The organism is Alteromonas sp. S015, from assembly GCF_036864485.1.
In the GTDB taxonomy this organism is placed as follows: Bacteria; Pseudomonadota; Gammaproteobacteria; order Enterobacterales; family Alteromonadaceae; genus Alteromonas.
Genome location: NZ_JAZETO010000012.1, coordinates 90422 through 116767, shown reverse-complemented (window position 1 = coordinate 116767; position 26346 = coordinate 90422). Strand labels below are relative to the sequence as shown.

Genomic DNA, 26346 nt, shown 5'->3' with positions numbered 1-26346 from the left:
ATATTAGCCGTTAAACGGGTTATAATTACAGGCAAACGTAATTAGGAATAAATATGAAAGTCTGTGGTATAGATTTAAAAGGTAATGAAGCAATTATCAGTTTGGTGTCCCTTGCTGATGGTTTGTTTCATTTGCCCGACTGCCGTACACGCCGTTTAACCCTTGCCGATACCAGTGCCAAAGGGTTAAAGAGCTTCCAAAGCACCTTTGCTAAGCTAGTGGAAGATTACAAGGTTGATGCGGTAATAATTCGTCAGCGTCAAAGCAAAGGTAAATTTGCAGGGAGTGCGATTGGCTTCAAGCTGGAGGCAGCCATCGAATTAATTGATGGTTTGGAGGTTATTGTATTTAGCCCTACCGACATTAAAGAGTCGCTGCGCAGAAACCCACTTTCTGTACCTTTTTCTGACACCGGTTTAAAACAGTTTCAAGAAACGGCATTTACAACGGCGTACGCGTGGCTTATGAAAAATGAGTATGCAACGCAAGAGTCAAGTTAGGTTGAGGGTAATTTAACTTACTCTGTTATTTCCTCAATCTTCTCTCTTAATTCCAGCAAGGCGTTGTGAAGTTCTTCTAATTGCGTACTGAAGCCATTGGCTATTTTGTGCTCGTTGTGTTTTACCGTTAACTCAATAGAACCCGCTAATTCCGCAAGGGCGAATGCGCCAATATAGCGAAGCGCGGTTGTGAAAATATGTGCTATACGTGCAATAGATGGATAGTCTTGGTTTTCAATAGCTTTGCGCAACGCGTTTTGCTCATCTTCTAGAGCGATAAAGTCGTTAAGTAATTCATTGTACAGTGCTTCGTCACCGAGCAATGTTTCCAGCGCTTTAGGTTTATCTATACATGTGAGTGATGAGCTCTCAACCGCTAGTTCATCAGATAATGCTGAAGTAGCGGAAGAGGGCCTTTTATTTAGTACCTCAACAATTACATCGAAGAAGCGGTTAGGGTCAACAGGCTTATTAACATGACCATCCATGCCTGCCGCCAAGCTCTTATCAATGTCTTGTTGCATGGCATGAGCGGTCATTGCAATAATAGGCAGCGTTAACTTCAGCTCTTCTCGGATGTGTTTGGCTGCGGTTAATCCATCCATTACTGGCATTTGAATATCCATAAGGACTAGGTCAAAAGCGCAGTCTTTACGCAGTCTATTTATAGCTTCTAGGCCATTGTTAACAACGTCAATGGTGGCCTGAGTGTCGTTTAAAAGGCCGAGAGTGACTTTTTGATTGAGTGCATTATCTTCTGCAAAAAGAATGCGCGTGCCTTTCAATTTAGGTACGCTTGGCGTGTCTTTGGGCAACGTTTTAGTTTTTACATTAAGACATAGCTCTTGCAGTGTATCTACCAGTTCGCTTGTGCTAAATGGTTTCTTAACAAAGTTACGTATGCCAAGTTGGTTCGCTTGTTCTCGCATACGTGGCGATTCAAACGCATAAAGCATGATCACTTTTGGCTGCTTAATCGAAAACTCTTGGCTCATTATCGCTGCTACTTCAAGACCATCTATATCGGGCATATTCCAATCTAAAATAAGTACATCGTAGGGTAATGACGAGGCTAATGCAGCGCGCATCTTTATGATTGCATCTTTTCCACCAAAAGCGATATCAGCTTGAATATTGGCCATTGAAAGGGCTTCTGAAATTGCGTCTCGCGATGCCTCAATATCGTCTGCTATAAGCACTCTCAATGCAGAAAGCTGCTTAGATGGCGAAATAATTTGCTGAGAAGCGTCCTGCTGTACCTTTATAGTAAAGTGGAAAATAGAGCCTTTTCCTAACCGGCTATCTACCCAAATTTCGCCGCCCATTAAGGCTGTGAGCTGTTTGCAAATGGCTAGGCCTAAACCTGTACCACCGTAGCGTCTTGAGATTGATTCATCGCCTTGATTAAACGGTTGGAATAATTGGGCTTGATGGGCGCTGCTTAGGCCAACGCCAGAATCTTTCACTTCAAATTCAAGTTGAATATCGTCTTTGGCTTGCGTACACCTAACACTCACTGAAATAAGCCCATCTTCAGTGAATTTAAGTGCGTTACTTAATAGATTGTTGAGCACCTGTTGTATGCGCAACGGATCGCCAATTAAGTTTAGCGGCACGTCTCGTGAAATATGTTGTATAAGTTCTATATGCTTTTCTTGTGCGCGAGTTAAGTGCAGCCTAATAGTTTGATTAACGAGTGAATCTAAATTGAATTGCGTCGACTCGATATCTAGCTTGCCAGCTTCAATTTTAGAGAAATCGAGTATGTCATTAATGATACTCAGCAGCGTTTGCGATGCGCCCTCAATTTGAATTAAGTTTGTCTGCTGATCTTTATCTTCTGCGGCGCGTTGAGAAAGCTTGGTAAGACCAATGATTGCGTTTAGCGGCGTACGAATTTCATGGCTCATGCGGGCCAGAAAATCTGACTTAGCTTTGGTCGCTTTACGTAAGTCCTGCGTCAGAGTATTAAGGGCTTTTCGCTGTAAACGGGTTCTAAGCCATAGCCCGACTACTAAACCTAATGAAAGGATCACAAAGCCAATAAAATAAAGTTGCTGGGTGTTCTTTTTTTGTTGGATCAGGTTTCGCTGTTCTTTTAACTGATTGTCTTTTTCCAGAAGTTTTATTGTTTCTTCTTTTTCTGATACGGCTAATCGCACGCGGTGCAGCGCCATCAGCCTCGACTGCTGCTCATTAAAGCTTTTCTTAAATGCTTGTTTGTGTTGCTTTGAATAGTTAAGTGCGGCTTCTAGGTTTCCATTTTTCTCGTGAAGCGAGATAAGCTGGTTTAAAAGGTCGGTGATCAATACTTTGTCATTTTTTATGACGTCTTTTTCGAGCCCAGCTTCAAGTTCACTAATAGCAAGCTCAATTTCACCCTGCTGCTTATAGATGTCTACAAGATGAAGAAGGTGAGAGCCTTCGTTATAGCGAAACCCAACCTGACGGTCGGCTTCTGCTGCTTGATTCAGTTTTTTCAGTGCTTCGCTTAAATTCCCTTCTGCGATATGAAGCTCTACCATGGCGCTGTGTACAATGCCTATAAAAGGGTAGTTAGCTTCGCGAAGTAAGTTTTCAGCTAACAATAGGCTTACTTTCGCGCCTTGATATTCGCCCAGCGCACGCTGTGCATACCCTTGGAAAAAGTACGCGGTACCTTCTCCCTCTTTATTATTAAAACGTTGCGCGGCAGCCAAATACTGATGCGCAAATGTCTGCATCAGTTCATAATTTTTTAATGACATGTAAACGTTGCCCATTGCGCTGTACACCAATAGAACACGGTCACTTCCAGCTTCATTGAAGAAATCTAGCGCTTGGTGCATTGCTTCTAATGCGTTTGCGTGCTCGCCCGATAAGTCTAGAATTAGGCCCTCTAGGCGATACGACTCCGCGAGAGCCAGTAAATTGCTTCCTGAATTGGCGTAATTTCGAGCTTCAAGCAAAACCTCGTAAGCTCGTACATAGTCTTGTTTTAAAATATGAAAATAGGACTTAATGTTTAAAAAACGTGCATGCTCGTAATCATTAGGATGAGCAGCAAAGAACGTGTTTAATTCCGCAAACGTGTTTCGGACAGATGGATCATTTTCTTGGATACGCGTTTTAAGCTCGTCTAGTTGAGCAATGGGGGATGAAGTGCTGTCTTGTGGCGCAGCGAAAGCGCGAGCAGTCAGTGTCATTAAAGCAATGGCACTGAAAACACACAAGACAAAGCGCTTCATAACTCGCTAGGTATTAGTTAGTAGCTAATAACGCGAATGGTTTTACTGGTATCATCAAAGCGCTTAGACAGCTCGTCCCAGTTTTGATCTTCGACAATCTTTACTTCGTTATCAGATAAGCCATATTTCTTCGCCGTTGCAACAGGGGCGCTTTTGTAGGCTTCCATTAGCTTGCTGTTGGTGTCTAATTCAACCAAGAAATCTTGAATAGATTTTGCCATGTTTATTTTCCTTTTTAACTTACGGTTGGGTTTCTATAGTCAATGACTTGCTGTTCAGTCAGGCCTAACTTTGCGAGACGATCTTGTCGATAGGCAGGCATACCTATCGATGGGACGACGAGTGTCGACACTAATGTGGGTTTTGCGAATTCAAGTTCACAAAGCCTCACTTTTTCTATTTTTGGTTCGCAAAGAGGCAGTGTTGCGGCTTCATAAATAATGAGTTCATGATCAACGGGATAGTGCTCAGCCAATATGTCTGCCAGCATGGCCAGCCCTGTTTGACTATGATTGGCATCCAACACGCTTAGTGTGGCTTCCCCGGCTAGCCCAATTTGCCAGATAATTTGCGTCATGTGTGGGTCGATACGGTAATCGCGAAACAAAAATTGTGTCGCTTCGTATGATTGGCAACCATAGCGTGAAGGGTCTATGCCTAAATCAGCTATTAAACAGTCTTCTGCCGAAACGCCGGGCAGCATTTTTGCCTCTAAGTTCATCTGCTGTACCCGACGAACAGCTTCATGTGATGGGGTAACAAATACACCGGGATGGCCATAAAAAGCAACGCATACTTTATTGCCTTCTACCACTGATTGCACGATGCGATCTGTCATTTGAGAATAGGTAAGAGCGCGGGACTTGCCTTCTTCGTAAAGGTCATCTAGCGAAACGCTGTTGGGATTAAGTTTGGTTACCACATGTTCGCCAATTTTGTTCATGATGCCCATAAACACGATGTCGGCATTCTCGATGTGGCTGCGAGCTGCAAGTGTCATTTGCCCTGCGACGCTAATCCCTGTGCCGACAACGATAAGAGATCCCTTTTTGTTGGTGTCCATTCTTCCTATACCATTCACGACACTGTTATGCGTTTTACTATAAAGTAGAATTGAGGTTATTGCTATATTCACTGTTTAAGTCTCGAAGCATAAACTATATTAAATAATCCTTTAAACTGGTTTACGCTATTATTGAAACATATCGAGAAAAAATAATTCAAACAGGACAATAGCGTGTTTTCAATTCATGTAGAGCGAACGATAAACAAACCTATTGAACAGGTTTTTTCTATATTGAGTGATCATGCTAACTATGCCAAGTTTAACGCTATTGAGCAGTCGAATTTACTGATACAGGGCAAGTATGAAACGAATGGACTTGGAGCTGTACGTGAAATTATTTCAGGGGGCTCAAACCTTCATGAAGAGATCGTTACTTATGAACCGCCTTATAAACTGGGCTATAAAGTTATTAAGTCTAAACCATTGCCCTATGACCACCAGTTAGGTGAAATAACGCTCAAAGATGAAAATGGAAAAACACATGTTACATGGCGTTCTAAAGGTCACATTACCATTTTTCTTGCGGGAAGCCTTTACTTTGACAAGCAAATTCAAAACGTAGGAAGCCGCGCTTTTGGCAGTATTCTTAAGCAAATTGATAATATGGCGTGACCAAGCTTCAGCTCTGCAAAGCACCAAGCTAAAGGTGCGATGAACATCGGTTAAATAAGTACCAAATAGCTAGGGCCTGTTGACCTTTGTTGTACATTTTTGCAGCGGGTCTTTGTGCCATCTAGACTCAAAAGGCCCCAGGGACATGGGCCGTTATTCCAGTAAAAAGTACATTCCACTCATTCAAGATTGACTTTTCATTAGTTCGTCATCGGCATAAAACAGTATTCACTTCTTTTAGAATATCTGCATATCGACAGTGTTCAAAGCTACCAAACCCTTTCACTTGTCTTATTTTAAATCGGCTAAACAATGGCATGGTCATGCCAGTTAGAAAGCGGCAATATATAGAAGGGGTGATGAGGCCGTCAAATTTGCCGTTTAAATGAGTTTGAAGTGCATTCATGGCCTCACGAGTTTGCTCTGTATTTGGCCTTGGGATAGGTGATGAATAGCGAAGTTTAGCGATGTGCCCCTGACACACACTGCAATGCCCACATGCCCTTGGCGCTTCAGTATCGTCAAAATACGCTGACAAGTTATGGCTTAAGCAGGCATCAAGTTCGAAAAAGCTTACAAGTGCCGCAATCCGTTCTATTTCTTTTTGTTCATTTTCTGAAAAATAGTAAGCCAACTTGCTCACCAAATCGCTACCGTTTAATAAACCACTATTAACACGGTAGACATCGGTCATTAAGCGCGACACAAGTTCAATATGATTGTGTTCATGTAAATACTCTAGTGCTGCCACCACTCTTGCACGCTCTGCGCCGTAATGCTGATAAATACTGTCGAAATCCACAATACCCCACACCTTTTTCATGTTTGAGTGAGTGAATACGGCGTCTAGAAAGCGAGCCCGTTCTTCTGAGAAAAGGCCGAGTATAGTGGCTTTCTCCGAAATAAAGCGAAATTTATATTCAGCAAAATAGGCATACAAAGGGCGAATAACGTCGGCGAGTTCAAGCTGCACCAGAAGGGTTTTAAGCGGAAGCTGTCGTATGTTGCTAGCGCTCGATAAACTATTTATTTGGGTTTCCCACTGGTAAAAATTGTTTTCTCCGTTAGTGGGTGAATCACTTTGCGCCGCTGAATTTATCTGAGCAGGGGCCTGTGCGTTGATATCATCAATTACGCGTTGAATGGCGCTTTTATCTGGTGTGTCGCCGTAAACGAAGTTCTCTATGGTGACCAATCCATCTAGGTTCGCGAGGACCGTGCAATTTGCTAGTTTACCGTCTCGCCCACCTCTACCAATCTCTTGGCTGTAGTTTTCAATAGATTTCGGCAAATCGTAATGGATAACAAAGCGAATATCCGACTTATCAATACCCATCCCAAAGGCGATGGTAGCCACGACAACTTGAAGCTTATTATGCATAAAATCTTGCTGAATACCTTGCCTTACATCACTGTCGAGACCAGCGTGATAAGCTTTTGCAGCAAACCCCTGTTGCTGTAAGAACCGGGCTACTTCTTCTGCGCTATTTTGAAGCGTGACATAAACGATACCTGCACCTTGCTGTTTTTGAATTTCTTCAAGTAAGGCTTGGTTTTTATTGGGTTCAAGAACAGGGCGAACCTCTAGATTAAGGTTTGGACGATAAAATCCCGTTTGGATAATGTTGGCTGGAGAAATATCAAAACGTGCTGCCATATCCATTTTTACTTTTTTAGTAGCGGTAGCGGTGAGTAATAATACTAGAGGAATATTGAGTTCTTTCTGATAAGCAGGAAGCTTCAGGTAATCAGGCCGAAAATTATGACCCCACTCCGAGATACAATGGGCCTCATCGATAACCAGCATACTCACCCTAACAGACTCAATGAACTTTCTAAAACGTTCGTTCTTAAAACGCTCCACAGACACCATCAAAACTTTGCATTGACCAGAGCGTACGTCGTTCATAACTTGCTTGTTTTGCTCGGGCGTTAAAGTGGAGTCGATACTCGCTGCCGCAATGCCTTTGCTATGAAGAAACTCCAGCTGATCTTTCATCAGCGCTAGTAGTGGCGACACGACCAAGGTCACATATGGCAATTGCGTAGCAACGAACTGATAGCACAGTGATTTACCCGAGCCAGTGGGAAAAATCGCTAACGTTGAATGTCCACCAAGCAGTGATTCCACAGCCTCTTTCTGTCCCGCGCGAAACGCCGAAAAACCAAACAGCTGCTGCAAAATATTGGGGTCAGAGTACATTAATAAGCTTCCAAATCGCGATATAAAAAATGGGGTCAGAGTACATTAACTTATTTCCGAGCAATCAGTGGTTAGCTGTTGACTGGTTTGCGGTGGCCTACCCAACGCTTCGAGCTTTAAACGGTGTCCAGTTAGGCTTTCAATTTGCTGTTTAAATGTATCGCTTCCCAGCACTAGTCCTCTTCGAGTGCCGCTTTGAATTTTATCAATGACAGTTTGAGGCATTTCATCATCGAATAATGCGCGATAAGCCGCAAGACGTTGATTTTCTGAAGCTCCTAAATTTAGGTACACAGGATGAGGGCTTTGCAGTGACGAAGGTATGCCTAACGCATTCATTCTGTAGCTTGACCATTTATATTCAACCGGCTTTTCGACCATGTTTGCTCTTACAGGGTTCAGCTCGATATATCTGTAAACCGTGAGAAGATATTCGTCATTAGAGACCAGGCTGGAATGAAACCTACCTTCCCACAATGTCCCAGAGCGTTCATATTTGTGGTTAAAGTACCTCACATACATGCGACCAAGCGCTTGCATCATCTTGCTTACGCCAAGGTTATCAAGCTTAGGTGTGCAAAGTAAATGAACATGATTGGTCATCAATACCCATGCATGTATGCCTACATCGAATTTTACAGAGAACTTTTTAAGCCAGCTAATATAAGCGATGTAGTCGTTTTCACACTTAAAGCATATTGAGCGATTGTTACCTCTTTGGATGACGTGTTGAGGATAGCCTGCGGGAGCCAAACGAGGTTTCCTTGCCATATTTTCACCAAATCCTTTTCGAAATTCTTTCTACTAAAATGAGTGAATTGAGTAAAGGCTACAACCCTGTACTTACCAAAACTGGTCTAACGGGCAAGCTGAAAGGATGAAATAAATGGCTTAGCTGGCTGTCTTAAATTAGAAAATGTACTCTGACCCCATTCTTCACATTATTCATATCCCCATGGGGCGCTTGGCGTTGCTATAGGGTTTTCGATATCAAAATCTACCTGTATTTCGCGCGCAGGGCGAACTAAGCGATAGCTAAAACGACTTGGGTAGATCATCATTTGCCAGACGTTGTCCGTTGATGCTGCAATTCCCGATTCTATAAATAACGCTTTTGAGTAGACATCTGCTGGAAATGACTGTACTTGGGCATATCCTTCATCGACAGTGTGGCCGCCATACATGGTTGAAGAATGAAAGCTGCCATCATCATTTCTATGATCGTGCTTCAGCATAAGACCTGCGCCGGTTTTCGTTAGAATCCAAGTGCGGGATGCATCGTCACCCACGTGAAAAGGAATTTGAATTTCCGAGTCTGTGCACTTTCTTACGTGCATAACGAGCTTCGCATCACCGAACGTATTACCCACATTGTCTTTGCTGACGTTGCCCTGAAATGCTTTACCGCAATGGGCTTTTATCGCGTTAAAAAATGCATCATGAGTAGGAATTGAGACCAAAGGCGCATCTTCACCAAGCGCCATGTTGCTTATTCCAATAAGTCCAAGAAAGAAGTATCTACAAAACTTTTTCATTTATTAATTCGTCACTGCAAGCTGATACGAGCTTAGCAGTGTAACCTATCTAGTTAATGGGGTCAGAGTACTTTATTGATGAACCTCATGTCGCACTGTGCGATGGAAAAGTGGCAGAATTACTTGATGCAGATGATGGCGCGATGCGCGGAGGCTCGCAAAAAGAAATGTACTCTGACCCCATTTTTTGAGGGAGTATAAATGGTCGAAACGCATATGTATTCGAAATATAAATATTACTGATAGTGGGGGCGTGGTAGCTTATTGGTACATTCAGCGTTTAATTCTCAGGGCGAAATAACACTATGGATAAATCAAAACAACTATTTACGCTAATCACCTCGGAAGGTGAGTTACAGGTATCGCTAAAAGAAGTGGATGTTCCAGAGCCTAAGTCACATGAAGTGATAGTTCAAATGGAAGCCTCTCCAATAAACCCATCAGATATGTGGCCCATGTTCGGCCCTGCAAGCCTTGATAAGGCAACGTTTGATACAGATAAAAAAGCACTAGTGGCACCAGTACACAAGCCGTTGCTAAGCCGCATCAAATCACGTCTGGATCAAACCTTGCCTATCGGTAACGAAGGCGCAGGTACGGTTGTTAAGGCGGGTGATAGTCCAGAAGCACAAGCACTAATTGGCAAAACCGTATCTATTCTTACTGGCGCAGCCTACACCGAGTATGCATGCGTGCCTATGCAGGCATGTTTGCCTCACATGGATAGCACAACGCCACAACAAGCAGCGTCATCATTCGTTAACCCACTGACCGCGCTAGGTATGGTTGAAACCATGCGTATGGAAGGCCACAAGGCGCTTGTACACACCGCAGCGGCTTCGAACCTAGGGCAAATGCTGAACAAGATTTGTTTAGAGCAGGGCGTAGAATTAGTAAATATTGTACGTAGCCAAGAGCAGGTTGATATTCTTAAAGGCATAGGCGCAAAAATTGTACTTGATTCAAGTAGCGAGAACTTCAAAGCCGAACTCTATCAAGCCATCGACAGCACGGGCGCAACGCTAGCCTTTGACGCCATTGGCGGCGGTGAGCTAGTGAGCGACATTCTTACTATGATGGAAGCATCGGGCAGTAAAGATGCAAAAGGGTTCAACACCTATGGTTCTGACAGCAACAAACAGGTGTATATCTACGGCGGCTTAGATTTCTCGCCAACTATTTTAAACCGCGCTTATGGCATGACGTGGAGCATTGGTGGTTGGTTGCTAATGCGTTTCTTAGGCAAGCTTGATAAGAAGCGTGTAGGCGAGCTTTACCAGAAAGTGGCTACGGAAATTAACACTACGTTTGCGTCGTCTTACAGCAAAGAGTTAAGTCTTGAGGAAGCGCTTCAGCCAGAGAATGTGGCTTTGTATAACGCGAAAAAGACCGGCACGAAATACCTTATTGTGCCGAGCAAGGGCTAATCTGCGGGACGTTTAACTACGGCAATTCTAGCTTAATTGTAATCAATAAAAGGGTCTGTTGATCTTTGATGTAGAAACTGCGGTTTAAAGTACATTGAAGGGCGACAGACCCTTTTTGTATTCATTATCATTCAGCTGACAGTAAGCTGGAAATACGCTCAAGAAGATGTGAAGTAAACAGTAACCCAGATAAAAGGTAGTTAAGATAGCATGCCTGAAGGCCCAGAGATTCGTCGCGCTGCAGATAAAGTCGAAGCGGTGATAAAAGATATCCCCCTAGAAAAAGTAGAGTTTGGCTTAGCTCAGCTAAAACCCTATGTTAAACAGCTAGAAGGCGAAAAAGTCTTGCGCATGGAAACCCGTGGCAAGGCGCTAATTACCCATTTTAGCAATGGGCTCTCTATGTATTCACACAATCAACTCTATGGCGTGTGGCATACCTGTAAACGCAACGAAATACCGGATACTACCCGTCAGCTAAGGGTAGGGCTTCATACCGAAACACAAAGTGCTATTTTATATAGTGCGTCTGACATTAGCATTTGGCCAACACAAACTATTCATGAGCACCCTTTTTTACAAAGAGTTGGACCCGATGTACTCAACAATTCGGTGACAGAAGAGTTGGTATTAGAACGACTACGTTCAAAAGCGTTTTATAACCGCGCACTAAGCGGTTTATATTTGGATCAGCGTTTTATAGCGGGGCTGGGCAACTACCTTCGCAGCGAAATATTGTTTGCAGCAGGTGTTCATCCTTCACTCAAACCGTCTCAGTTAGATGATGAGCAGCTACGCAGGTTGGCACATCACACCTTAGCAATATGCAAACGCAGCTATGAAACCGGTGGCTATACCGTGTACACAGAACTACGCGAAGTGCTTGAAGCAAAAGGCGTTAACTTTGAAGTTACGCGATTTATGGTGTTCGACAGGGAAGAGCAGCCTTGTAGAGTCTGCACCACTCCAATAAAACGCCAAACGTATAACGGGCGACGTCTTTATTGGTGTAGCCAGTGCCAGGCGAAGTGAACCACATCCCCGTTTTTTGATGATCAATAAATAATCTGTTTGACTTGTTTCCAATTACGATTAATTATATCTGTAACTGGTTACGGAGTTTTGTGAAGTGAAGTCATTTAATGAATTGGGGCATATTGCATTAGGTACTGCCTTACGTCAGTTAGCCGCGCAGGTGTCGAAGGATGCGGAAAATACTTATGCGAAATTTGGATTTGCGATAGAGCCAAAGTGGTTTCCAGTATTTTACATGCTCGCGTCAAAAGGTGCAGACTCCGTTGTGAATATCGCTAAAGAGATAAATCATTCTCATGTGTCGGTGAGTAAAATCGTAAAAGAAATGAAAGCAAAGGGCTTAATTGAAAGCTACAAATCGAGTGACGATTCACGGGTTACGATGGTGGCGCTAAACGACACAGCGAAAGCGATGGTGCCCCAAATGGAAAAGCAGTGCGACGCCATAGACTCTGCTATGCGTGAGCTAAAGGAAGAAACGGGTATCGATTTATGGGAAGCGGTCAGCGTAGTTGAAAGGCACCTTCGATATCGGCCTATTAGTGCAAGAGTGGACGGTGACTCGCCTGATATTAAGGTAGTCGATTATGCGCCAAAGTATCGCGAGGCATTTAAATCGCTCAATGTTGAATGGATAAGCAAATATTGGGAGTTAGAGGAACCCGACTTTAAAGCGCTCGACGATCCTGAAGGCTACATTTTGAATCAGTCGGGTGTGATATTAGTCGCGTTAGATAAGGGCGAACCCATAGGCTGCTGCGCACTTATAAAGCAAACCGCCGACACATTTGAGCTTGCCAAAATGGCGGTATCGCCCAGAGCACAAGGGAAAGGAGTAGGATTACTGTTAGGTAAAAGCATTGTAGAAAGAGCGAAACTGATGGGGTTAAAGCGGCTTTATTTAGAGAGCAATTCGGTACTTAAGCCCGCAATACGTTTGTACGAAAAGATAGGGTTTAAGCATATTAAGGGGGCGTCATCGCCTTACGCGAGATGTGATGTACAGATGGAGCTTTTATTCAAATAAATAATAGTTACCGTGAAGTGCAGCGATAAGTAAAGCCACGCAACACAGTGGTCACTGTTTTGGTTTAACTGAAGGTTCAATACCACCGTTGTCAAAACGGTTAACTCTCGGCTTTCATTATAAAATGATAAAAAGCTGAGACGTATTCAGTCCATTCTTGCCAAAAGACGAGTGTGCGCCTTGTTAACCGCACACTCACATTTTCACTTAAATATTCACTCAAAAACTCTAGGGCAGAAAGTATTATTACTTTCTTTGGGAGTAATAATGCTGCTCTCTGCCTTCGTTTACCATTTTCACATCGGCGCAATATTCAGAGACCGGCCTTATCAGTAACCTAGGAATGCCAATGGGTTCTCCGGTCTCCAAGCAGTATCCAAAAGACTTGTCTTTTATTCGTCGCAACGACTTATCGATTTTAGGAAGTAGCTTTCGCTCCCTGTCCAAAATTCGAAGAGAAAGCCTGGATTCTTCTTCATACTGCGCCCGATCAACCTCATCGTTTATCTCAGGTGGTTGGCTTAGCGATGCCTTCATCTCTTCAATATGGGTCATGGTTTGTTGTTTTAAATCGTTGAGCAATTCTTTAAAAAATTCAAGCTGCTCATCGTTCATGTAGTCGTCTTCACTGGCGGCAAGAAGCGCTTCTTTGGTCAACGTTTTACTCATTTCAGCTCCACTAAGGCTTGATGAAACCAGCCTAAAACCTGCTTATAATGTGCCTCGCCATACAAACGTTGGAATTGCTTTGTATGCTGATCCTTCATGTTCGAAAGCGCCGCTATCCGTGATTCTAAAAACGCTTTGTCTAACGCTATGCCACAATCGCGGACAATACAGTTTTGCCATTCAACGAAGTTAGACGGTATTACCGGTGAATTCATGAGGCCTCCTGTTAGTCGAGTTTGGTTTTAAGCCCTCTGCGAATAAGCAGAGCATCTGTTGTTGGCGCTTTTCCTCGGAATGCTTTATAAGACTCCATCGGGGGACGAGAATTACCGGTAGATAAGATTTCCTTTCTATATTTCATACCGTTTTCTAACTTTAATCCGCCGAGTTCTTGCATATAAGCAAAGGCATCAGCAGCTAAAATTTCACTCCACATATAGGCATAGTAGCCAGCGGAATAGCCACCACCCATTGAATGTGCAAAGAATGCTGACTTGTAACGAGGCGGTACATAAGACAAGCCAACATTATATTTATCAAGAGCTTGGGCTTCAAAGGCTTGGATATCTTCAGGCGCCTGCTCGGCAGAGATAGAATGCCACTCCATATCAAGCAGTGCTGCAGACATATATTCCAATGTGTCATAACCCATATTGAATGTACGTGAACGAATCACCTTTTCCAGCAGAGCCTCTGGAATAGGCTCGCCAGTTTCATAATGCTTGGCATAGTTTGCAATAACGTCAGGGTGGGCTGCCCAGTCTTCTTCGAAGGTAGAAGGGAACTCCACATAGTCTCGCGAGACAGATGTACCGGCCAACGTTGGGTAATTTACCTCTGATAGCATGCCGTGAAGTCCGTGGCCCATTTCATGGAACATGGTAGTCACATGATCGTAACTGACTAATGTAGGCTCGCCATCAGGCGCTTTGTTTATGTTCATTACATTAACCACGACAGGCTTTTGCGAGAGCAATTTCGACTGTCCTACGAACGAACTCATCCAAGCTCCACCGCGTTTACCTTTGCGAGAAAAGTAGTCGGCATAAAAAATCGCTAAACTGTCACCATTTACATCAAACAGCTCGTAAGCTGTTACATCAGGGTGGTAAACCGGCAAATCTGGACGGGGCTTGAAGTGCACTCCGTATAATTTATTCATAGTGAAAAATACGCCATCTTCAAGCACGCGATTAAACTCGAAGTATTGTTTCACCTCGCTTTCATCTAGCTCGTATTTAGCTTGTCTTACCTTTTCTGCGTAGAAAGCCCAATCCCAAGGTTTTAGTTCGAAGTTATTACCTTCCGCTTCAATCATTGCTTTAATGTCAGCTGCTTCTTTTTCAACGTTTTTAAGCACAGCGGGCACCATACTACCTAGCATGTCGTATACAGCGCTTGGCGAACCGGCCATTTGCTTGTCCAGGCTGTAGGCCGCCCAGCTTTCAAATCCAAGCAATGCTGCTTTTTGTGCGCGCAGTCCTGCTAATCGGCTAATAATTTTGGTGTTGTCGTATTCCCCAGACTGGTTTCGGTATGCTGACGCTTCCCACACTTGCTGGCGCAGTGCTCTATTTTCTAGTGAAGTAAAAACAGGTTGACGAGTAGTGTTCGTGATGCTTAGAAGATATTTGCCTTCTTTATCAGCAGCTTTAGCAGCATCTGATGCGGCCTTTATTTGGCGCTCTGACATCCCTGACAACTGCTCTACGTCATCTACTACCACCGCAATTTCAGATGACTCAGCCAGTAGGTTTTGAGAAAACTGCGTAGTTAAGGTTGAATGTTCTTCGTTTATTTCACGTATCTTCTGTTTATCTGATTCATTGAGTTTAGCGCCAGCGCGAACAAAATCAGAGTAATACTCTTCGAGTAGTCGGGTTGATTCAGTATCTAACTCCAACTCGTCGCGCTGGTTGTATAGCGTTTCAATACGCTTAAAAAGCGCACTATTTAAATTAATGGTATCGCTATGATCCGCCAGCTTTGGCGCTAAAATTTTTTGGATTTCTCTGCGTTCAGGCGAGCTATCTGTTCCTACTAAGTTGAAAAATACTCGGCTAGTTCTGGTGAGTAAACTTCCGCTTTTTTCAAGCGCTAGCAGCGTATTATCGAAGGTGGGGGCGTCAGGGTTAGACGCTATTTTTTCTACTTCTTGTAAGTGCTGTTCCATTCCTCTTTCAAATGCAGGAATGAAATGCTCGTCCTTTATCAAATCAAATTGCGGCGCGCCGTAAGTCAGTGAACTTGTCATAAATAAAGGGTTCGTCTGCTCTGCTTTTGCTGAGTCAGTCTGCGTTGTAGCAGTCTTATTCACTGTTGACGCCTGTTCGGTGCAGCCTGTTGCCAAAAGTATAGAAGATATCGTGGCTGAAATAAGGAGCTTTTTCATAGGGTTCCTAAATTTTTAGGGTAATTAACTGCCCTCGAGTGTGATGTTATATTGTAACAATTGTCAATTGTGAGAAAGCGCGAAGAAATTAAAGGGAACGATAGAAGTGTAGCTGGGGTACACGTTAACTAGCGGTCTGCTAGTCTTCTTTGAATAAAGCTTAGCGTGCTTCTCGTTTTACAAACATGAACATTAACATCAAGTTTAAGCCGAATATGGCAATGCACAGCGACCCAATAGTGGCATCTCTGAAGCTAGAGAATTGGGCCACGGTGCCTGCGCCAATGGTGCCTAGCATCATACCTACGCGGGTGGCGTTTGAATAAAAGGCTGAAGTGAACCCGGTTAAGTCGGGCGCTTGTTGTTGCAGTAACGTCAACCCAATGCCGGCATATAAGCCGTAGAAAAGGGCGTTCAGTATTTGAAGGGTAAGTAATTCCCAACTTGACTGAGAAAAGTACACGCCGACGTAGAAGCAACAGCCGAAAATAAATGCCACTGCCATAATACCCGCAGGAGGGAAGCGTCGGGCAAGTTTGGCTGCTAGCAGCATGATAGGTATTTCAAGTGCGGCCACAGCACCCATCATTAGCCCCGGCAAATTTTCCGGTAACCCTAGTTCGTTCATAACGTATAAGGGCATGGATGACAAATACATAACATTGCCAGCCATTCCGGCAAGTATGGCCAAACCAACTAGCCAAAAAGGCAGCGATAGCGAGCCTTTAAGCGTTGTATTGAGTGACTGTTGATTGGCTTTTTGAGGCGGCACAACGTTCACCACAAACAGCGTTGCAACAATCACGCACGCGATGGCCACCGAGAAGGACGCTGCGAAGCCAAAATTGGCAACCAGCGTAAATGCCAGCGGCGGACCTACTACCCAAGCGAGAGAAATGGCAGCGCGAACTTTTGAGTTAAATGCGGCTAAGTCGATGTCTTGGCTTTTTGCCCATAATCCCGAAACGGTCAACATTTGAGACACGGCTCCAGCGCCCACCGACATAAATAAGACGCCTGCAAGAAATACGTGCCAAAACTGTTTGCTAAAGATAAAGGTGATCATGGCAATGCCCACGCAAATCATGGTTATCCCGTAAAGACGATTTGCGTTAAAACCTTTGTCTGCCAAGTGCCCTAGGTACTGACTGATCACCAACCCTGATAGCGTAACGGAAACCATATAAATACTTATATAAATGGGCTCAACGTTGATCTCATCAATGAGGAAATAGCTCATCAGTGGCGTAACAAACGACGATGTTAGGCCAGTTAATAGACTTAACAGTAAAAAAGGAAGCTGTGGAGAAAATGCGTGACGCGATGACATGAGGATACGAGCTCCGAGGGACTGTTAAACGTGGTTGACCGAAATTCGTAAAGAAAAGGTCGCAGCCCTTAATAACGAGGGCGCATTATAAGTGCTGCATATCTCATGTCTATGACAAAAGGCTTATTAGCTATTCTACAAGATTATGCCGTTAAATACGTGGTTAACCTCATACGCTCAAGCCCAGCGCGCGTCTTAAATTTAAAGAAAGCTCGCAATTTCGCTAAGTGACTTTTTTTGCATGGCGTGTACAGGAATGGTGGCGTTATCTGCCGGATAGCCTGCAATAATAAGCATGTAAGCCCGCTCGTTATCAGGCCGCTGACAGACTTCTGTTAAAAAGTTCATTGGTTTTGGTGTGTGGGTCAAGGTTGCCAAACCTGCATTGTGAAGTGAGGTAATAAGCATACCCACCGCGATACCCACCGACTCATGAACATAATAGTTTTGGCTTTTTTCGCCCGTTTCTGTCTCTCCAAACTTTTGACTGAATACGGCAATAAGCCAAGGCGCGGTTTCCAGATATGGTTTACTTGCGTCAGTGCCTAACGGCTTTAAATCATCTAGCCACTGTTGCCCAGCACGCCCATTATAAAAACCGCGCTCATGCGCTTCAGCCTGTTCGCGTATTTGTTGTTTTACTTCGGGCGACTGAATGGCGGCGAAATGCCAAGGCTGATGATTCGCTCCACTAGGTGCAGTGCCAGCGGTCAAAATACAGTTTTCAATTACCGCTTTATCAACGCGTCTGTCGCTAAAGTGGCGAATACTGTGACGGCGCTGCATGGTTTTTAAAAAATCTTCGCTTCTAGAAAGCATTTGCTCTTCAGGGTACTCAATAAAATCACTGAGCGGAGAATGATCGTGAGGCTGCATTTATTATCTCTTTTTCTGCTTTTTTACTACTCTATCGTTAGTGATGGGTTATTAAAAATAAAAACGCGCTAACTAGGGCCTGTTATATACATCGAAAAAGAAAATGGCGTAAACAAGTATGCACAATAAAAAAGCGACTCACTCAGGCAAAAGTGAATCGCTTTGGTGCAATATGTTGGTAATAAGAAGAACTGTTAGTGGCGTTTAAACGGCGGGCGAGTGCCGCGTCTTTGCGTATCAGTTTGCTTTTCTAGCGTTTCAAGTTGGGCAACGTCATATACAGGCACCATTGTTGTCACTCTGCGATACGGTGGCTTACCGCGCATGATGACTTCTTTCACTTCTACGTATTCAATAGCTTCTTGCCCTAATGATTCCAATTGCGCTACATCGTTAACCGATAAGCTTACTGTCTTGCGTTTAAATGGTGGCTTTCCTGAATAATCAACAACTTGCACGTCAACTGTTTCATCAGTTGATGACGTCATAGCCTGCGCAGCGTTTGCAGAAAAGCCAAGCGAGACAGCCGTAATTAATGAACCCAATACATAGCGTAATTTCATGTTGTGTCCTCTCATTGAATTGCTACTTTAGTCTATTGTATGACCAAAAAAGTTCTAAACAATGGCGATTGGTGATAGGTGTTTTCTATCACTAATGTATGTATTGGGGCTTTAAACAATCAAGCCGAGGGCAGAAAGACTAAAATTAATCGGGGGGACTTACAAATCTCTGCGTTATGGTAGTGCGTGGCGCATGTATGTGTGCACTGAAATGGGGCTTTCTCGCGAAACCGTTTTGTGGAGCTCCAATAGAATCAATTGTTTACCCTTTGGTCTTTATCTTGCTGTCAACCAACACCTATGTGAAGCGTCGACAAAGGGTGTATGTGCGGTGAGTGTAAAATTTAAAATCCCCTTATTTGCTCTGCTAACTTTTTGGTTAGCGTGCACATCTGCCGTGTCAGCGATAGAGCAAAATATTCCTCTTTCACAAAGCAAAGGCGGAACACTGTATCTAGAAGCGACCCTGGAATCGAACATAAAGGCTTCGTTTCTATTAGATACGGGTTCAAGCTTGTTAACCCTTAACCAAGCTACATTCGACGCGCTAACAAGAAATCAAAAGCTCCTTGCCACCAGAACCTCTGCGGCCAGAATGGCAAACGGAAAGATCGTTAAAATATCTCAGTATCAGTTAAACTCGGTTCGTATAGGAAATACGTGCGAAGTGGGGCCAGTGGAAGTGGCCGTGCTCCCCAAAGGTAACAACATTTTAGGTATCAACACATTGTTGCGGGTCGCGCCTTTAACTATAACACCAGACGCTGTGATTTTGGCCGGGTGTAAGTAGCGTGAATGACTCACTTTTGTTTGATTAAATACCAATAAAAAAGCGAACCCGAAGGTTCGCTTTCAAATTTGCTTTTCGCTGGAAGATTAAATTAATCGTCGCACTCGCTAACGTCGCCGCCCATTTTCTCTTTCATTTTTACGCAAGCTTCATAAGCTTTCTTCGCTGCGGCGTCTTTAAATTCGCCCGCTTTTTCAGCCGTTGCGTCGTACGCGTCAGAGGCCATTTTCTTGCCATCATCATAAGCGTCTGAAGCCATCTCTTTGCCGTCATCAAAGGCATCAGAAGCCATTTCTTTACTGTCTTCATATGCTTCAGATGTCGCGTCTTTGGTTTCTTCCCAAGAGTCTGCTGCGCTTTCTTTCGCCTTTTCGTACGCCTCAGAAGTTGTCTCGCCCGCTTTTTCCATCTCTTTTTTTACTTCGTTTTTCGTCTCTTCGCTAGATTCAGTACAGCCCATTAACGACAGTAACAGTGCTAACGCCATTGCTTTAGTTTTCATTGTGAAGCTCCTTTTGCTGGGATAGTGGCTTGTTTCAAAGCCGGTCAACATGGTGTGTTCAAATATTCATTGTAAACGCTCATGATGCCCACCTTTTCATGGTCATATTCGGCAAGCTGCATATTCGACGAATCCAGTCTAGCCTACTTACCAGATAAAGTGTAAGTAGACTTTATACCGAAAAATGAAAGGATTATAACCAAACGCTTACCTGGCAAAACTGTATGCAGAATGCTGAGATATTGTACCGCGACGTTGAACTAGGCTACTCTTCTGGGCCTTGTGTGGTAAACACGAGGTGTCGGCGCATATCCTTCAACACGACGCCCTTTTTAAAAAGCACGGCGCTTAATTTCCGCTGCCACTTTTTTAATTCAGGCTCGGCGTTTAATCGCGCTTCCTCGCTTTCAAACTGAAAGCGTAACAATAAAGAGCCAGGAAATTGGTGATACTGAACGTCAAACCAACACTGTTGCATACCTTTTAACTCTTCAAGGGCTTGTGCCTCAAGGCTATCGGCTACACTAAAGACCAGTGCTTGCTGTTTGAGTTGAACGGCAGAAAGTTTTTTCATTACAACTGCTTCTCTATAGACACTTCTACGCTTTCGGTAATATCGGCACCTTCAATGGTCAACCACATTTGCCCGTCTTGAATAGTAACCTGGATTTGCATAGAGCGATGAACAGCATTGGCCAAAGTAGTGGCAAGCGACTCTGGGAGGGTAAAAACTGATAAGTTTTTTCTGGTTTGTAGCTTGTTATGTTCTTTCTTCCACCACGCGTCGAAGCTGTTGTCGGCGTAGGAATAAATCATCATTTGTTGGCTTTGATTGCAGCCCTTTTTGATGCGCTGTTCAGAGGGTTGGCCTAACTCAATCCACAGCTCTATTTCATCGCTAAAACTCTTTTGCCATAAATCTGGAACGTCGTCGTCAGACAGCCCTTTGGTAAACTGCAGGCGTTCATGAGCGTTAACAATAAACGCAACCACGCGCAGCATCATTCGCTCGTCATTTTCAGAAGGATGACGGGCAATAGTAAGATTGTGGTCGTTATAGTAATTGCGATCCATATCCGTTATGGATATGTCAGCTTTAAAAATGGTCGCTTTAAGAGCCATGGTGTTCCTGCTTTGTTCTTAGTGGGCTTGAAGTTAACCCCATGTGCTATGTAAAAAAGTGGCATAGCAAGTTTTGGCGCTATAGTAGCAGTAAAAAGCAAATTTCGCTGTAGGTGAGTAGCGTCCATTACAAGTGTTTGTCGGTTTATTTTCTGGAGCGCGAAATTTCTAGTGAAGCCTCTCGGTCATATTGGACATCGCGCAAAGCGCGGATAACCAAAAACTAAATAAAAAATGAAAACGGAGAGGATTAATGAAGAGACTAGTAGCTATGGCGATGTTAATGTTCGCCTGTATAGCAGGCGCATCAAATGCGTATGCTCTGGAGCGCGGCACTATTGCAGATGATGCAGATTCAGTAACGCCGTTGCTTAATGGTCAATTTGCGCCAAAAACAACACTTAAAATGGCAGATGGATCGCCGGTAAGCTTACAAGCGCTTACCATGCAAAAGCCCAGCATTGTACTTTTTTATCGCGGCGGGTGGTGCCCTTATTGTAATGAGCAGCTTGCCCAGCTTAAAGATATTGAAAAAGACTTGGTGGATTTGGGCTATCAGATATTGGCGATTTCACCTGAATCACCAGAGCGCTTGCAAGAGCAAAAGCTTGAAACAGAATTCTTGGTAACGCTTTTATCCGATGACAAACTAGATACTATTCGCGAGTTCGGCGTTGGTTTCTATCTAGATACTGTGACTGAGTTAAAGTACAAAACCTATGGCATTAACTTAACAAAGGATGAAAGCGGTAACAGCGTGTTACCCGCGCCCAGCATCTTCATGCTGAATAAAAAAGGGCAGGTTTTGTTTAGCTATGTTAACCCAGATTTCCAAGTTCGTCCGTCGGCGGAATTAGTGTTAGCGGTTGCAAAAAGCCTTAAAAAAGAATAGTGATTCGCCGTCGCAAAGTCTTATCAAGGTGTAGACTTTGATAAGACTGTTCTTGAGAAAAAGCGAGGCTTTGTAACGCTAAAAAAGTTATTTTCTGCAAGAAAGCGAGGTTTAATTCACTTAGTGTTATAGTGAGACAAGCGCTCAAAAAAATCGTATTTAAATGATAAAAAAAACACATCCGCTACTCGATTTACATCGCCATTTAGATGGCAATGTGCGACTTCAAACTATTCTTGAGCTTGGTCAGAAATTCAATATCTGTTTGCCTGATTATTCATTAGAAGGTTTGCGGCCGTATGTCCAAGTAATGGAAATTGCGCCTGATTTGGTGTCGTTTCTAAATAAGTTAACTTGGGGCGTAAAAGTGTTGGGCAATCTTGACGCCTGTAAACGGATTGCGATTGAGAATGTAGAAGACGCAGCCAAACAGGGTATTGATTATACCGAACTGCGTTTTAGTCCTCATTTTATGTCTGAAAGTCACGGGCTCCCCATACAAGGTGTGGTTGAGGCTGTAATTGACGGTGTAAAGAGCGCGACGAAAGCACTCGATGTTAAAGTTAATCTTATTGGCATTCTGTCGCGTACTTATGGCGCACAAGCCTGTCAGCGCGAATTAGATTCAATTTTGGCTTGTAAAGAGCACATCACTGCAATCGATTTAGCCGGCGATGAAAAAGGCTTTCCTGGCGACTTATTCATAGAGCATTTTAAGCAAGTGCGGCATGAAGGGCTTCCTATCACAATTCATGCGGGAGAGGCTCTTGGCCCTCAGAGTATTTGGCAAGCCATTAATGACTTAGGTGCTGTGCGGATAGGGCACGGCGTTAATGCTATTAATGATGCTAAGTTAATGGACTATTTACGCGACAATCGAATTGGTATTGAAAGCTGTTTAACCAGTAATGTATTGACGAATACCGTAACCACACTATCTGAACATCCGTTAAAAACTTTTCTGGAACACGGCATACTGGCCTGCCTAAACACAGATGATCCGGCTGTTCAGGGCATAGAGTTAGACCACGAGTTCTCCGTCGCGGCCAAGCAAGCAGGCTTAACTGCTTCTCATGTTAGTCAAGCGCAAGAAAACGCGTTAGCAATAGCTTTCTTGAGTGAAAGTGAAAAGGCCGCGCTTAAGCGAAAAGTAAAATAAACCGAAAGGAAAAAGTCGCCCGGTGGTTTAACGGGGAGTAACATTATTTCGAACAATAATGCTGCCGGTGGCATCTACCGACGATGACTGGAAAATTGCTGAACAGATTGTAAATCAGATCCAGCTACCTACTATTCCAAATGAAAAATTCGTAGTTGATGTCAGCAATACTTCACAAAGCGCAGCCCGAGCGCCAATTCAAAGCGTAATTAATAAGGCTTCGGCTAGCGGCGGCGGTACTGTTATCAAGTCTGGCAGAGACGCCGACGGTCGAATTAGAGGCATTAGAATGGCTTCGTTTAAGCACTTGTTCTGGTTCCAGCTGAACTATCCAAGTAATTTACATGGTAATTTTCCGGCTACCTATACCGACATTATTATTGAAAACTTAACGGTAGAAAATGTAGGAGCGGCACGTTTTCTGCGCAACACGTTGAATCTGTTGGCTCTCGCTAAAAGACAGGTTAAACACTCTTTGTGCGATCTGCCTTGTACGGCGCATTTTCGCCCAAACAAGCGGCTAATTAATTGTGGGCGAACCTATTTAGGTTCGCTGGCTTTCAGTTTCGACCAGCTCAACAACAAGGCGTAAATTACTTTGTGTTGATACCGCATTAAAGGGGTAGCAGGTAACCAAATAGAGCTGCTGCCCGTTTACATCTACTTTCATTGCGGAAGTCGCATCGACTATCGTCTTCGATACTACTCGGTAGGTTAACCACTGAGAATTTGGCAATTGTAATTGCATAGTATCTCTGGCTCTCACGTTTTTTAAGAAGGTGAAGTGGGTATCTCTATGCCCGCCAATCACACTACCACCCTGTCCGAGTGGGGGCGAGTCGGTGTGGTGTCCAGGGCCAAATGCAAGGGCGTTTCCCTGCGCGCCTTCTAGTACATACAGCTGCGTCTCGCTTTTTGCATGAACCAGCTTGCCCACTGGCCAAGTATCAGACCAACGCCAAGGCTTCTGGTTAGCGCCAGTGGCTAGCGTTTCTTCCCACGAAGATTGAATTAAATATTGCGCCAGTTCAGCTTTCAATAATATCCAGCCAGCTTTGCCAAAGCTGGCTGTGGCGATCAAGACTAAGATGATGGTAAAAGCGTATTTAATCATTGTTTGTCCAAGCCATATTCAGTCAAAAAATAAAGAAATCAGCCTAAGGTGCTAACCTCGTCCCCCCCTTGTTTCGCAAAAAGGCGATGCTGTGAAAAAGCGACAATAAAAGTATGGCAATCACGCCTAATACGACATGTTCAGAAACACCCGCTGCGGTTTTGGGGTAACTGATTTGTCTGAATTGCATTCCCTGTGGCATTAAGTTTCTTACGTTTTCGGTGGAAGACGGTATGCGCTGTGCATTTGCTATTTTTTCTTCAATAGCAACGAAGCTGGTGAACGCTGTTATAAGGTTATGGGGCAGGGCTACAGCAAGTATGTCCTGTCTTACATCATCTACATTTCGCCCTAATGCTTTTTCATCCATTAACGCCGCCACTTTCTTTCTTGCCCACGCAGTCGCTACGCCAAGGTGTTGAGTAGAGCCTGTCGACGTTGGCGATATTGCTACCGAACGGGTCCACTCGCGAGTGGTGCCCTGCTTGTCTACTAGTGTGCCTTGAAGGGTTATTTTTCCGCTTGTACCGGCGTGATGAGGCAGTTTCACATTCAAGAGCAAAGGAACACCTGCGTATAAATCAGGTATCTTAGAAGGGTAAATCTCTGCTGACTGTGCATAGCCAGCTGGTAGAGTGAGACTCAAATCACTTAATACAGGACTTTCTAACATATAAAGCAAGCTATCCATTTGCTGTTTAATATCTGCCGTATTGCTAACAAATATATAGCTTCCGCGACCAAACTGAGCGGCTCTGGTCATAAAATAGCTATTAGGCGCGCTGCCTATGCCTACGGTAAAAAGTCGCGCATCACCCAGTTCGTTTTTTATTTGCGAGAACAATGCAGCTTCATTGCCTACCGCACCATCGGTGATAAAGACAACTTGTTTTATAAAGTCTCTAGCTGTCGTGCGCTTAAGAGCAGCGTTAAGCGCTGGTGCCATTTCAGTGCCGCCCCCTGCTTTTAGCCGCTTTACAAAGTCCATTGCATATTGCTTGTTTCGTGTTGTTCCCTCTACCGAGGTTTCAAACAAACGCGTGGTGTCATTATTAAATGCAACAACATTAAATCGGTCTTTCTTACTTAAGCGGTCTATCGCTAATTGTAAACTCTCTTTTGCGTCGACAATTGGACGTCCTCCCATAGAGCCTGATATGTCGATAACAAAGGTGATATCGCGCTCAAAATCCTGTAAATCTTGGTTCTTTACTTGTGGCGGCATTAGCATAACAAGGGCATAGTCGTGCTGACCTTTCGACTCAGTGAAAATGGCTGCTTGTGGTGCACTAGAGGGCATAGGCTGCCACTCTAGCCAAATGTCTCGGTCCATTTTGATATTGCTTTGATTAAAAGCGACAAGGTAATTACCTGTGGATTCTGACCAATTCACACGGTGATTTCTGCTAGTGACGCTATTAAGTGTTAAACCGGTATTTAGTGTTGCGTTAAACGTAAGTCGCGGGCCTTCGTTGCCTTCTCTCATATAAGGCGTGATAGCTTTGGCATCGGGTACCTGAACTGTGGGTTCTCCCCAACCTGTACCTGATATTTCAGCCTCTATATTCTCGTTAAACTGATTTAGCGGAATGCCGGGCGAATAGCGAGGAGTGAGCGTAGTAGGCAAGTGAAAAGTAAATTTTCCATCGCGGTAGTCTACCTGTTGTACATACTGAAGTGTCACCGTTATTTCCTCACCCGGCGCTATATTCGCGACCTGCTGGGTGAATAAATTTGGGCGTTGTTGCTCTGTTAAACTGGCGGTCTTTCCTGCTTTTTTAGCCGCCTTAAATGCTTCTTTCGCTTCTGCCTTCGGCTTAATTAGCCCCCGGATTATTCTGTCTCCTATACGCATTTCCATACTGTTAATCGCCGCGTTTTCATTAAGCGGAAAGGTGTAAACGGCATGCTTCCATTCATTACTGGTGTTGGTGAACTTCTGAGAATAGGTGACATGCGCAATCATGCCATTTACCTGCAAATCCACGTCAGTTGAATGCAAAAGAGCAGGGGAAAACTCACCGTCCACGCTTTGCAGCATTAATTCGCCAGACTCAGCGCGACTTAGCGGGCTAACTACTACACCAAGCAAAAAGCATAGGAAGGAAGTAAGGATAAGCAACCTGTGATTACGCGGCTTGGCTGCATGTTGCCGTTCCCTAAACCAAGGTTTGTGAGTATTGGCAGGCGTTAAATAATCCCGTTTGGGTGTTTTGGAAAATAGCATCAGGTAAGCTCGCTTTAGTATCGATACTTACCATTAAACGCCCTGAATAGGGCGAATTGTGTACAGAGATTATGGCAA

At 44.0% G+C, this 26346-nt stretch carries 27 protein-coding genes; 10 read left to right on the top strand and 17 right to left on the bottom strand.

Translation table 11 applies throughout. The features are described 5' to 3' along the window. Window positions 1-53 precede the first annotated feature (53 nt). On the top strand, window positions 54-500 hold the full coding sequence (locus V7R42_RS19255; protein ID WP_334022288.1) for a DUF3010 family protein: 447 nt from the start codon (window positions 54-56) through the stop codon (window positions 498-500). Window positions 501-517: 17 nt separating this feature from the next. Here the strand turns inward: V7R42_RS19255 and V7R42_RS19250 are convergent, their stop codons facing one another. Genes V7R42_RS19250 through V7R42_RS19240 form a run of 3 tightly spaced genes read right to left on the bottom strand, consistent with a single transcriptional unit; the run spans window position 518 to window position 4790 of the window. Next, the gene (locus V7R42_RS19250; RefSeq protein ID WP_334022287.1) at window positions 518-3727 is read right to left on the bottom strand and encodes a tetratricopeptide repeat-containing hybrid sensor histidine kinase/response regulator; all 3210 of its coding nucleotides are present in this window, start codon (window positions 3725-3727) and stop codon (window positions 518-520) included. A 17-nt stretch (window positions 3728-3744) separates the two neighbouring features. Beyond that, a complete protein-coding gene (locus tag V7R42_RS19245; protein WP_334022286.1) occupies window positions 3745-3948 on the bottom strand; it encodes a hypothetical protein in 204 nt (67 codons plus the stop codon). A gap of 14 nt (window positions 3949-3962) precedes the next feature. Then, on the bottom strand, window positions 3963-4790 hold the full coding sequence (locus V7R42_RS19240) for an SAM-dependent methyltransferase (protein ID WP_334022285.1): 828 nt from the start codon (window positions 4788-4790) through the stop codon (window positions 3963-3965). Window positions 4791-4964: 174 nt separating this feature from the next. On the opposite strand from V7R42_RS19240, the gene V7R42_RS19235 reads away from it, so the two are divergent. Further along, entirely contained in the window at window positions 4965-5405 is a 441-nt protein-coding gene (locus V7R42_RS19235) for an SRPBCC family protein (RefSeq protein ID WP_334022284.1), read from the top strand. A 208-nt stretch (window positions 5406-5613) separates the two neighbouring features. Here the strand turns inward: V7R42_RS19235 and V7R42_RS19230 are convergent, their stop codons facing one another. From V7R42_RS19230 to V7R42_RS19220, 3 genes are all read right to left on the bottom strand, one after another. Beyond that, window positions 5614-7608, bottom strand: coding sequence for a RecQ family ATP-dependent DNA helicase (locus tag V7R42_RS19230; RefSeq protein ID WP_334022283.1), 1995 nt, complete (start codon window positions 7606-7608; stop codon window positions 5614-5616). Between the two features lie 45 nt (window positions 7609-7653). After that, on the bottom strand, window positions 7654-8379 hold the full coding sequence (locus V7R42_RS19225) for a transposase (RefSeq protein ID WP_334022282.1): 726 nt from the start codon (window positions 8377-8379) through the stop codon (window positions 7654-7656). A 170-nt stretch (window positions 8380-8549) separates the two neighbouring features. Continuing rightward, on the bottom strand, window positions 8550-9143 hold the full coding sequence (locus V7R42_RS19220; RefSeq protein WP_438823667.1) for a hypothetical protein: 594 nt from the start codon (window positions 9141-9143) through the stop codon (window positions 8550-8552). 56 nt (window positions 9144-9199) lie between these two features. On the opposite strand from V7R42_RS19220, the gene V7R42_RS19215 reads away from it, so the two are divergent. The 4 genes from V7R42_RS19215 to V7R42_RS19200 all read left to right on the top strand — a co-directional run bounded on the left by V7R42_RS19215 (window position 9200) and on the right by V7R42_RS19200 (window position 12632). Next, a complete protein-coding gene (locus tag V7R42_RS19215) occupies window positions 9200-9334 on the top strand; it encodes a hypothetical protein (RefSeq protein WP_334022281.1) in 135 nt (44 codons plus the stop codon). A gap of 114 nt (window positions 9335-9448) precedes the next feature. Next, window positions 9449-10570, top strand: coding sequence for a zinc-binding dehydrogenase (locus tag V7R42_RS19210; RefSeq protein ID WP_334022280.1), 1122 nt, complete (start codon window positions 9449-9451; stop codon window positions 10568-10570). Window positions 10571-10780: 210 nt separating this feature from the next. Further along, window positions 10781-11602, top strand: coding sequence for an endonuclease VIII (gene nei / locus V7R42_RS19205; protein ID WP_334022279.1), 822 nt, complete (start codon window positions 10781-10783; stop codon window positions 11600-11602). Window positions 11603-11699: 97 nt separating this feature from the next. Further along, window positions 11700-12632: a bifunctional helix-turn-helix transcriptional regulator/GNAT family N-acetyltransferase gene (locus V7R42_RS19200; RefSeq protein ID WP_334022278.1), complete on the top strand. Its 933-nt coding sequence runs from the start codon at window positions 11700-11702 to the stop codon at window positions 12630-12632. Window positions 12633-12878: 246 nt separating this feature from the next. Here the strand turns inward: V7R42_RS19200 and dksA are convergent, their stop codons facing one another. The 6 genes from dksA to V7R42_RS19170 all read right to left on the bottom strand — a co-directional run bounded on the left by dksA (window position 12879) and on the right by V7R42_RS19170 (window position 18462). Continuing rightward, window positions 12879-13301 carry an RNA polymerase-binding protein DksA gene (gene dksA / locus V7R42_RS19195; protein ID WP_334022277.1) on the bottom strand — a complete coding sequence of 141 codons (423 nt, stop codon included), beginning with the start codon at window positions 13299-13301 and terminating at the stop codon, window positions 12879-12881. Beyond that, entirely contained in the window at window positions 13298-13516 is a 219-nt protein-coding gene (locus tag V7R42_RS19190; protein ID WP_334022276.1) for a hypothetical protein, read from the bottom strand. Before V7R42_RS19190 ends, dksA begins: the two co-directional genes overlap by 4 nt. A gap of 11 nt (window positions 13517-13527) precedes the next feature. Beyond that, entirely contained in the window at window positions 13528-15693 is a 2166-nt protein-coding gene (locus V7R42_RS19185) for a M3 family metallopeptidase (RefSeq protein WP_334022275.1), read from the bottom strand. Window positions 15694-15853: 160 nt separating this feature from the next. Continuing rightward, window positions 15854-17023 carry a sugar efflux transporter gene (locus V7R42_RS19180; protein WP_334022274.1) on the bottom strand — a complete coding sequence of 390 codons (1170 nt, stop codon included), beginning with the start codon at window positions 17021-17023 and terminating at the stop codon, window positions 15854-15856. 201 nt (window positions 17024-17224) lie between these two features. Further along, window positions 17225-17899: a nitroreductase family protein gene (locus tag V7R42_RS19175; RefSeq protein ID WP_334022272.1), complete on the bottom strand. Its 675-nt coding sequence runs from the start codon at window positions 17897-17899 to the stop codon at window positions 17225-17227. A gap of 194 nt (window positions 17900-18093) precedes the next feature. After that, window positions 18094-18462 (bottom strand): hypothetical protein, encoded by a 369-nt coding sequence (locus V7R42_RS19170; protein ID WP_334022270.1) that lies wholly within the window; start codon window positions 18460-18462, stop codon window positions 18094-18096. A 331-nt stretch (window positions 18463-18793) separates the two neighbouring features. On the opposite strand from V7R42_RS19170, the gene V7R42_RS19165 reads away from it, so the two are divergent. Further along, on the top strand, window positions 18794-19252 hold the full coding sequence (locus V7R42_RS19165; protein WP_334022268.1) for a retropepsin-like aspartic protease family protein: 459 nt from the start codon (window positions 18794-18796) through the stop codon (window positions 19250-19252). Window positions 19253-19343: 91 nt separating this feature from the next. Here V7R42_RS19165 and V7R42_RS19160 read toward each other — a convergent pair whose 3' ends face one another. The 3 genes from V7R42_RS19160 to V7R42_RS19150 all read right to left on the bottom strand — a co-directional run bounded on the left by V7R42_RS19160 (window position 19344) and on the right by V7R42_RS19150 (window position 20876). Continuing rightward, on the bottom strand, window positions 19344-19754 hold the full coding sequence (locus V7R42_RS19160; RefSeq protein WP_334022266.1) for a hypothetical protein: 411 nt from the start codon (window positions 19752-19754) through the stop codon (window positions 19344-19346). A 265-nt stretch (window positions 19755-20019) separates the two neighbouring features. Further along, window positions 20020-20328, bottom strand: coding sequence for a hypothetical protein (locus tag V7R42_RS19155; RefSeq protein ID WP_334022264.1), 309 nt, complete (start codon window positions 20326-20328; stop codon window positions 20020-20022). Next, window positions 20328-20876 carry a YaeQ family protein gene (locus V7R42_RS19150; protein WP_334022262.1) on the bottom strand — a complete coding sequence of 183 codons (549 nt, stop codon included), beginning with the start codon at window positions 20874-20876 and terminating at the stop codon, window positions 20328-20330. The genes V7R42_RS19155 and V7R42_RS19150 overlap by 1 nt, the downstream gene beginning before the upstream one ends. Before the next feature lie 253 nt (window positions 20877-21129). On the opposite strand from V7R42_RS19150, the gene V7R42_RS19145 reads away from it, so the two are divergent. The 3 genes from V7R42_RS19145 (at window position 21130) to V7R42_RS19135 (ending at window position 23519) form a co-directional block, all read left to right on the top strand. After that, the gene (locus V7R42_RS19145; protein ID WP_334022260.1) at window positions 21130-21768 is read left to right on the top strand and encodes a peroxiredoxin-like family protein; all 639 of its coding nucleotides are present in this window, start codon (window positions 21130-21132) and stop codon (window positions 21766-21768) included. A 163-nt stretch (window positions 21769-21931) separates the two neighbouring features. Continuing rightward, entirely contained in the window at window positions 21932-22927 is a 996-nt protein-coding gene (gene add, locus V7R42_RS19140) for an adenosine deaminase (RefSeq protein ID WP_334022258.1), read from the top strand. A 58-nt stretch (window positions 22928-22985) separates the two neighbouring features. Further along, the gene (locus V7R42_RS19135) at window positions 22986-23519 is read left to right on the top strand and encodes a hypothetical protein (protein WP_334022256.1); all 534 of its coding nucleotides are present in this window, start codon (window positions 22986-22988) and stop codon (window positions 23517-23519) included. Here the strand turns inward: V7R42_RS19135 and V7R42_RS19130 are convergent. Together V7R42_RS19130 and V7R42_RS19125 are read right to left on the bottom strand one after the other, a co-directional pair. Beyond that, window positions 23472-24041 (bottom strand): class GN sortase, encoded by a 570-nt coding sequence (locus tag V7R42_RS19130; protein WP_334022255.1) that lies wholly within the window; start codon window positions 24039-24041, stop codon window positions 23472-23474. The genes V7R42_RS19135 and V7R42_RS19130 overlap by 48 nt on opposite strands. Window positions 24042-24084: 43 nt before the next feature. Next, window positions 24085-26268, bottom strand: coding sequence for a marine proteobacterial sortase target protein (locus V7R42_RS19125; protein WP_334022253.1), 2184 nt, complete (start codon window positions 26266-26268; stop codon window positions 24085-24087). Between the last annotated feature and the right edge of the window lie 78 nt (window positions 26269-26346).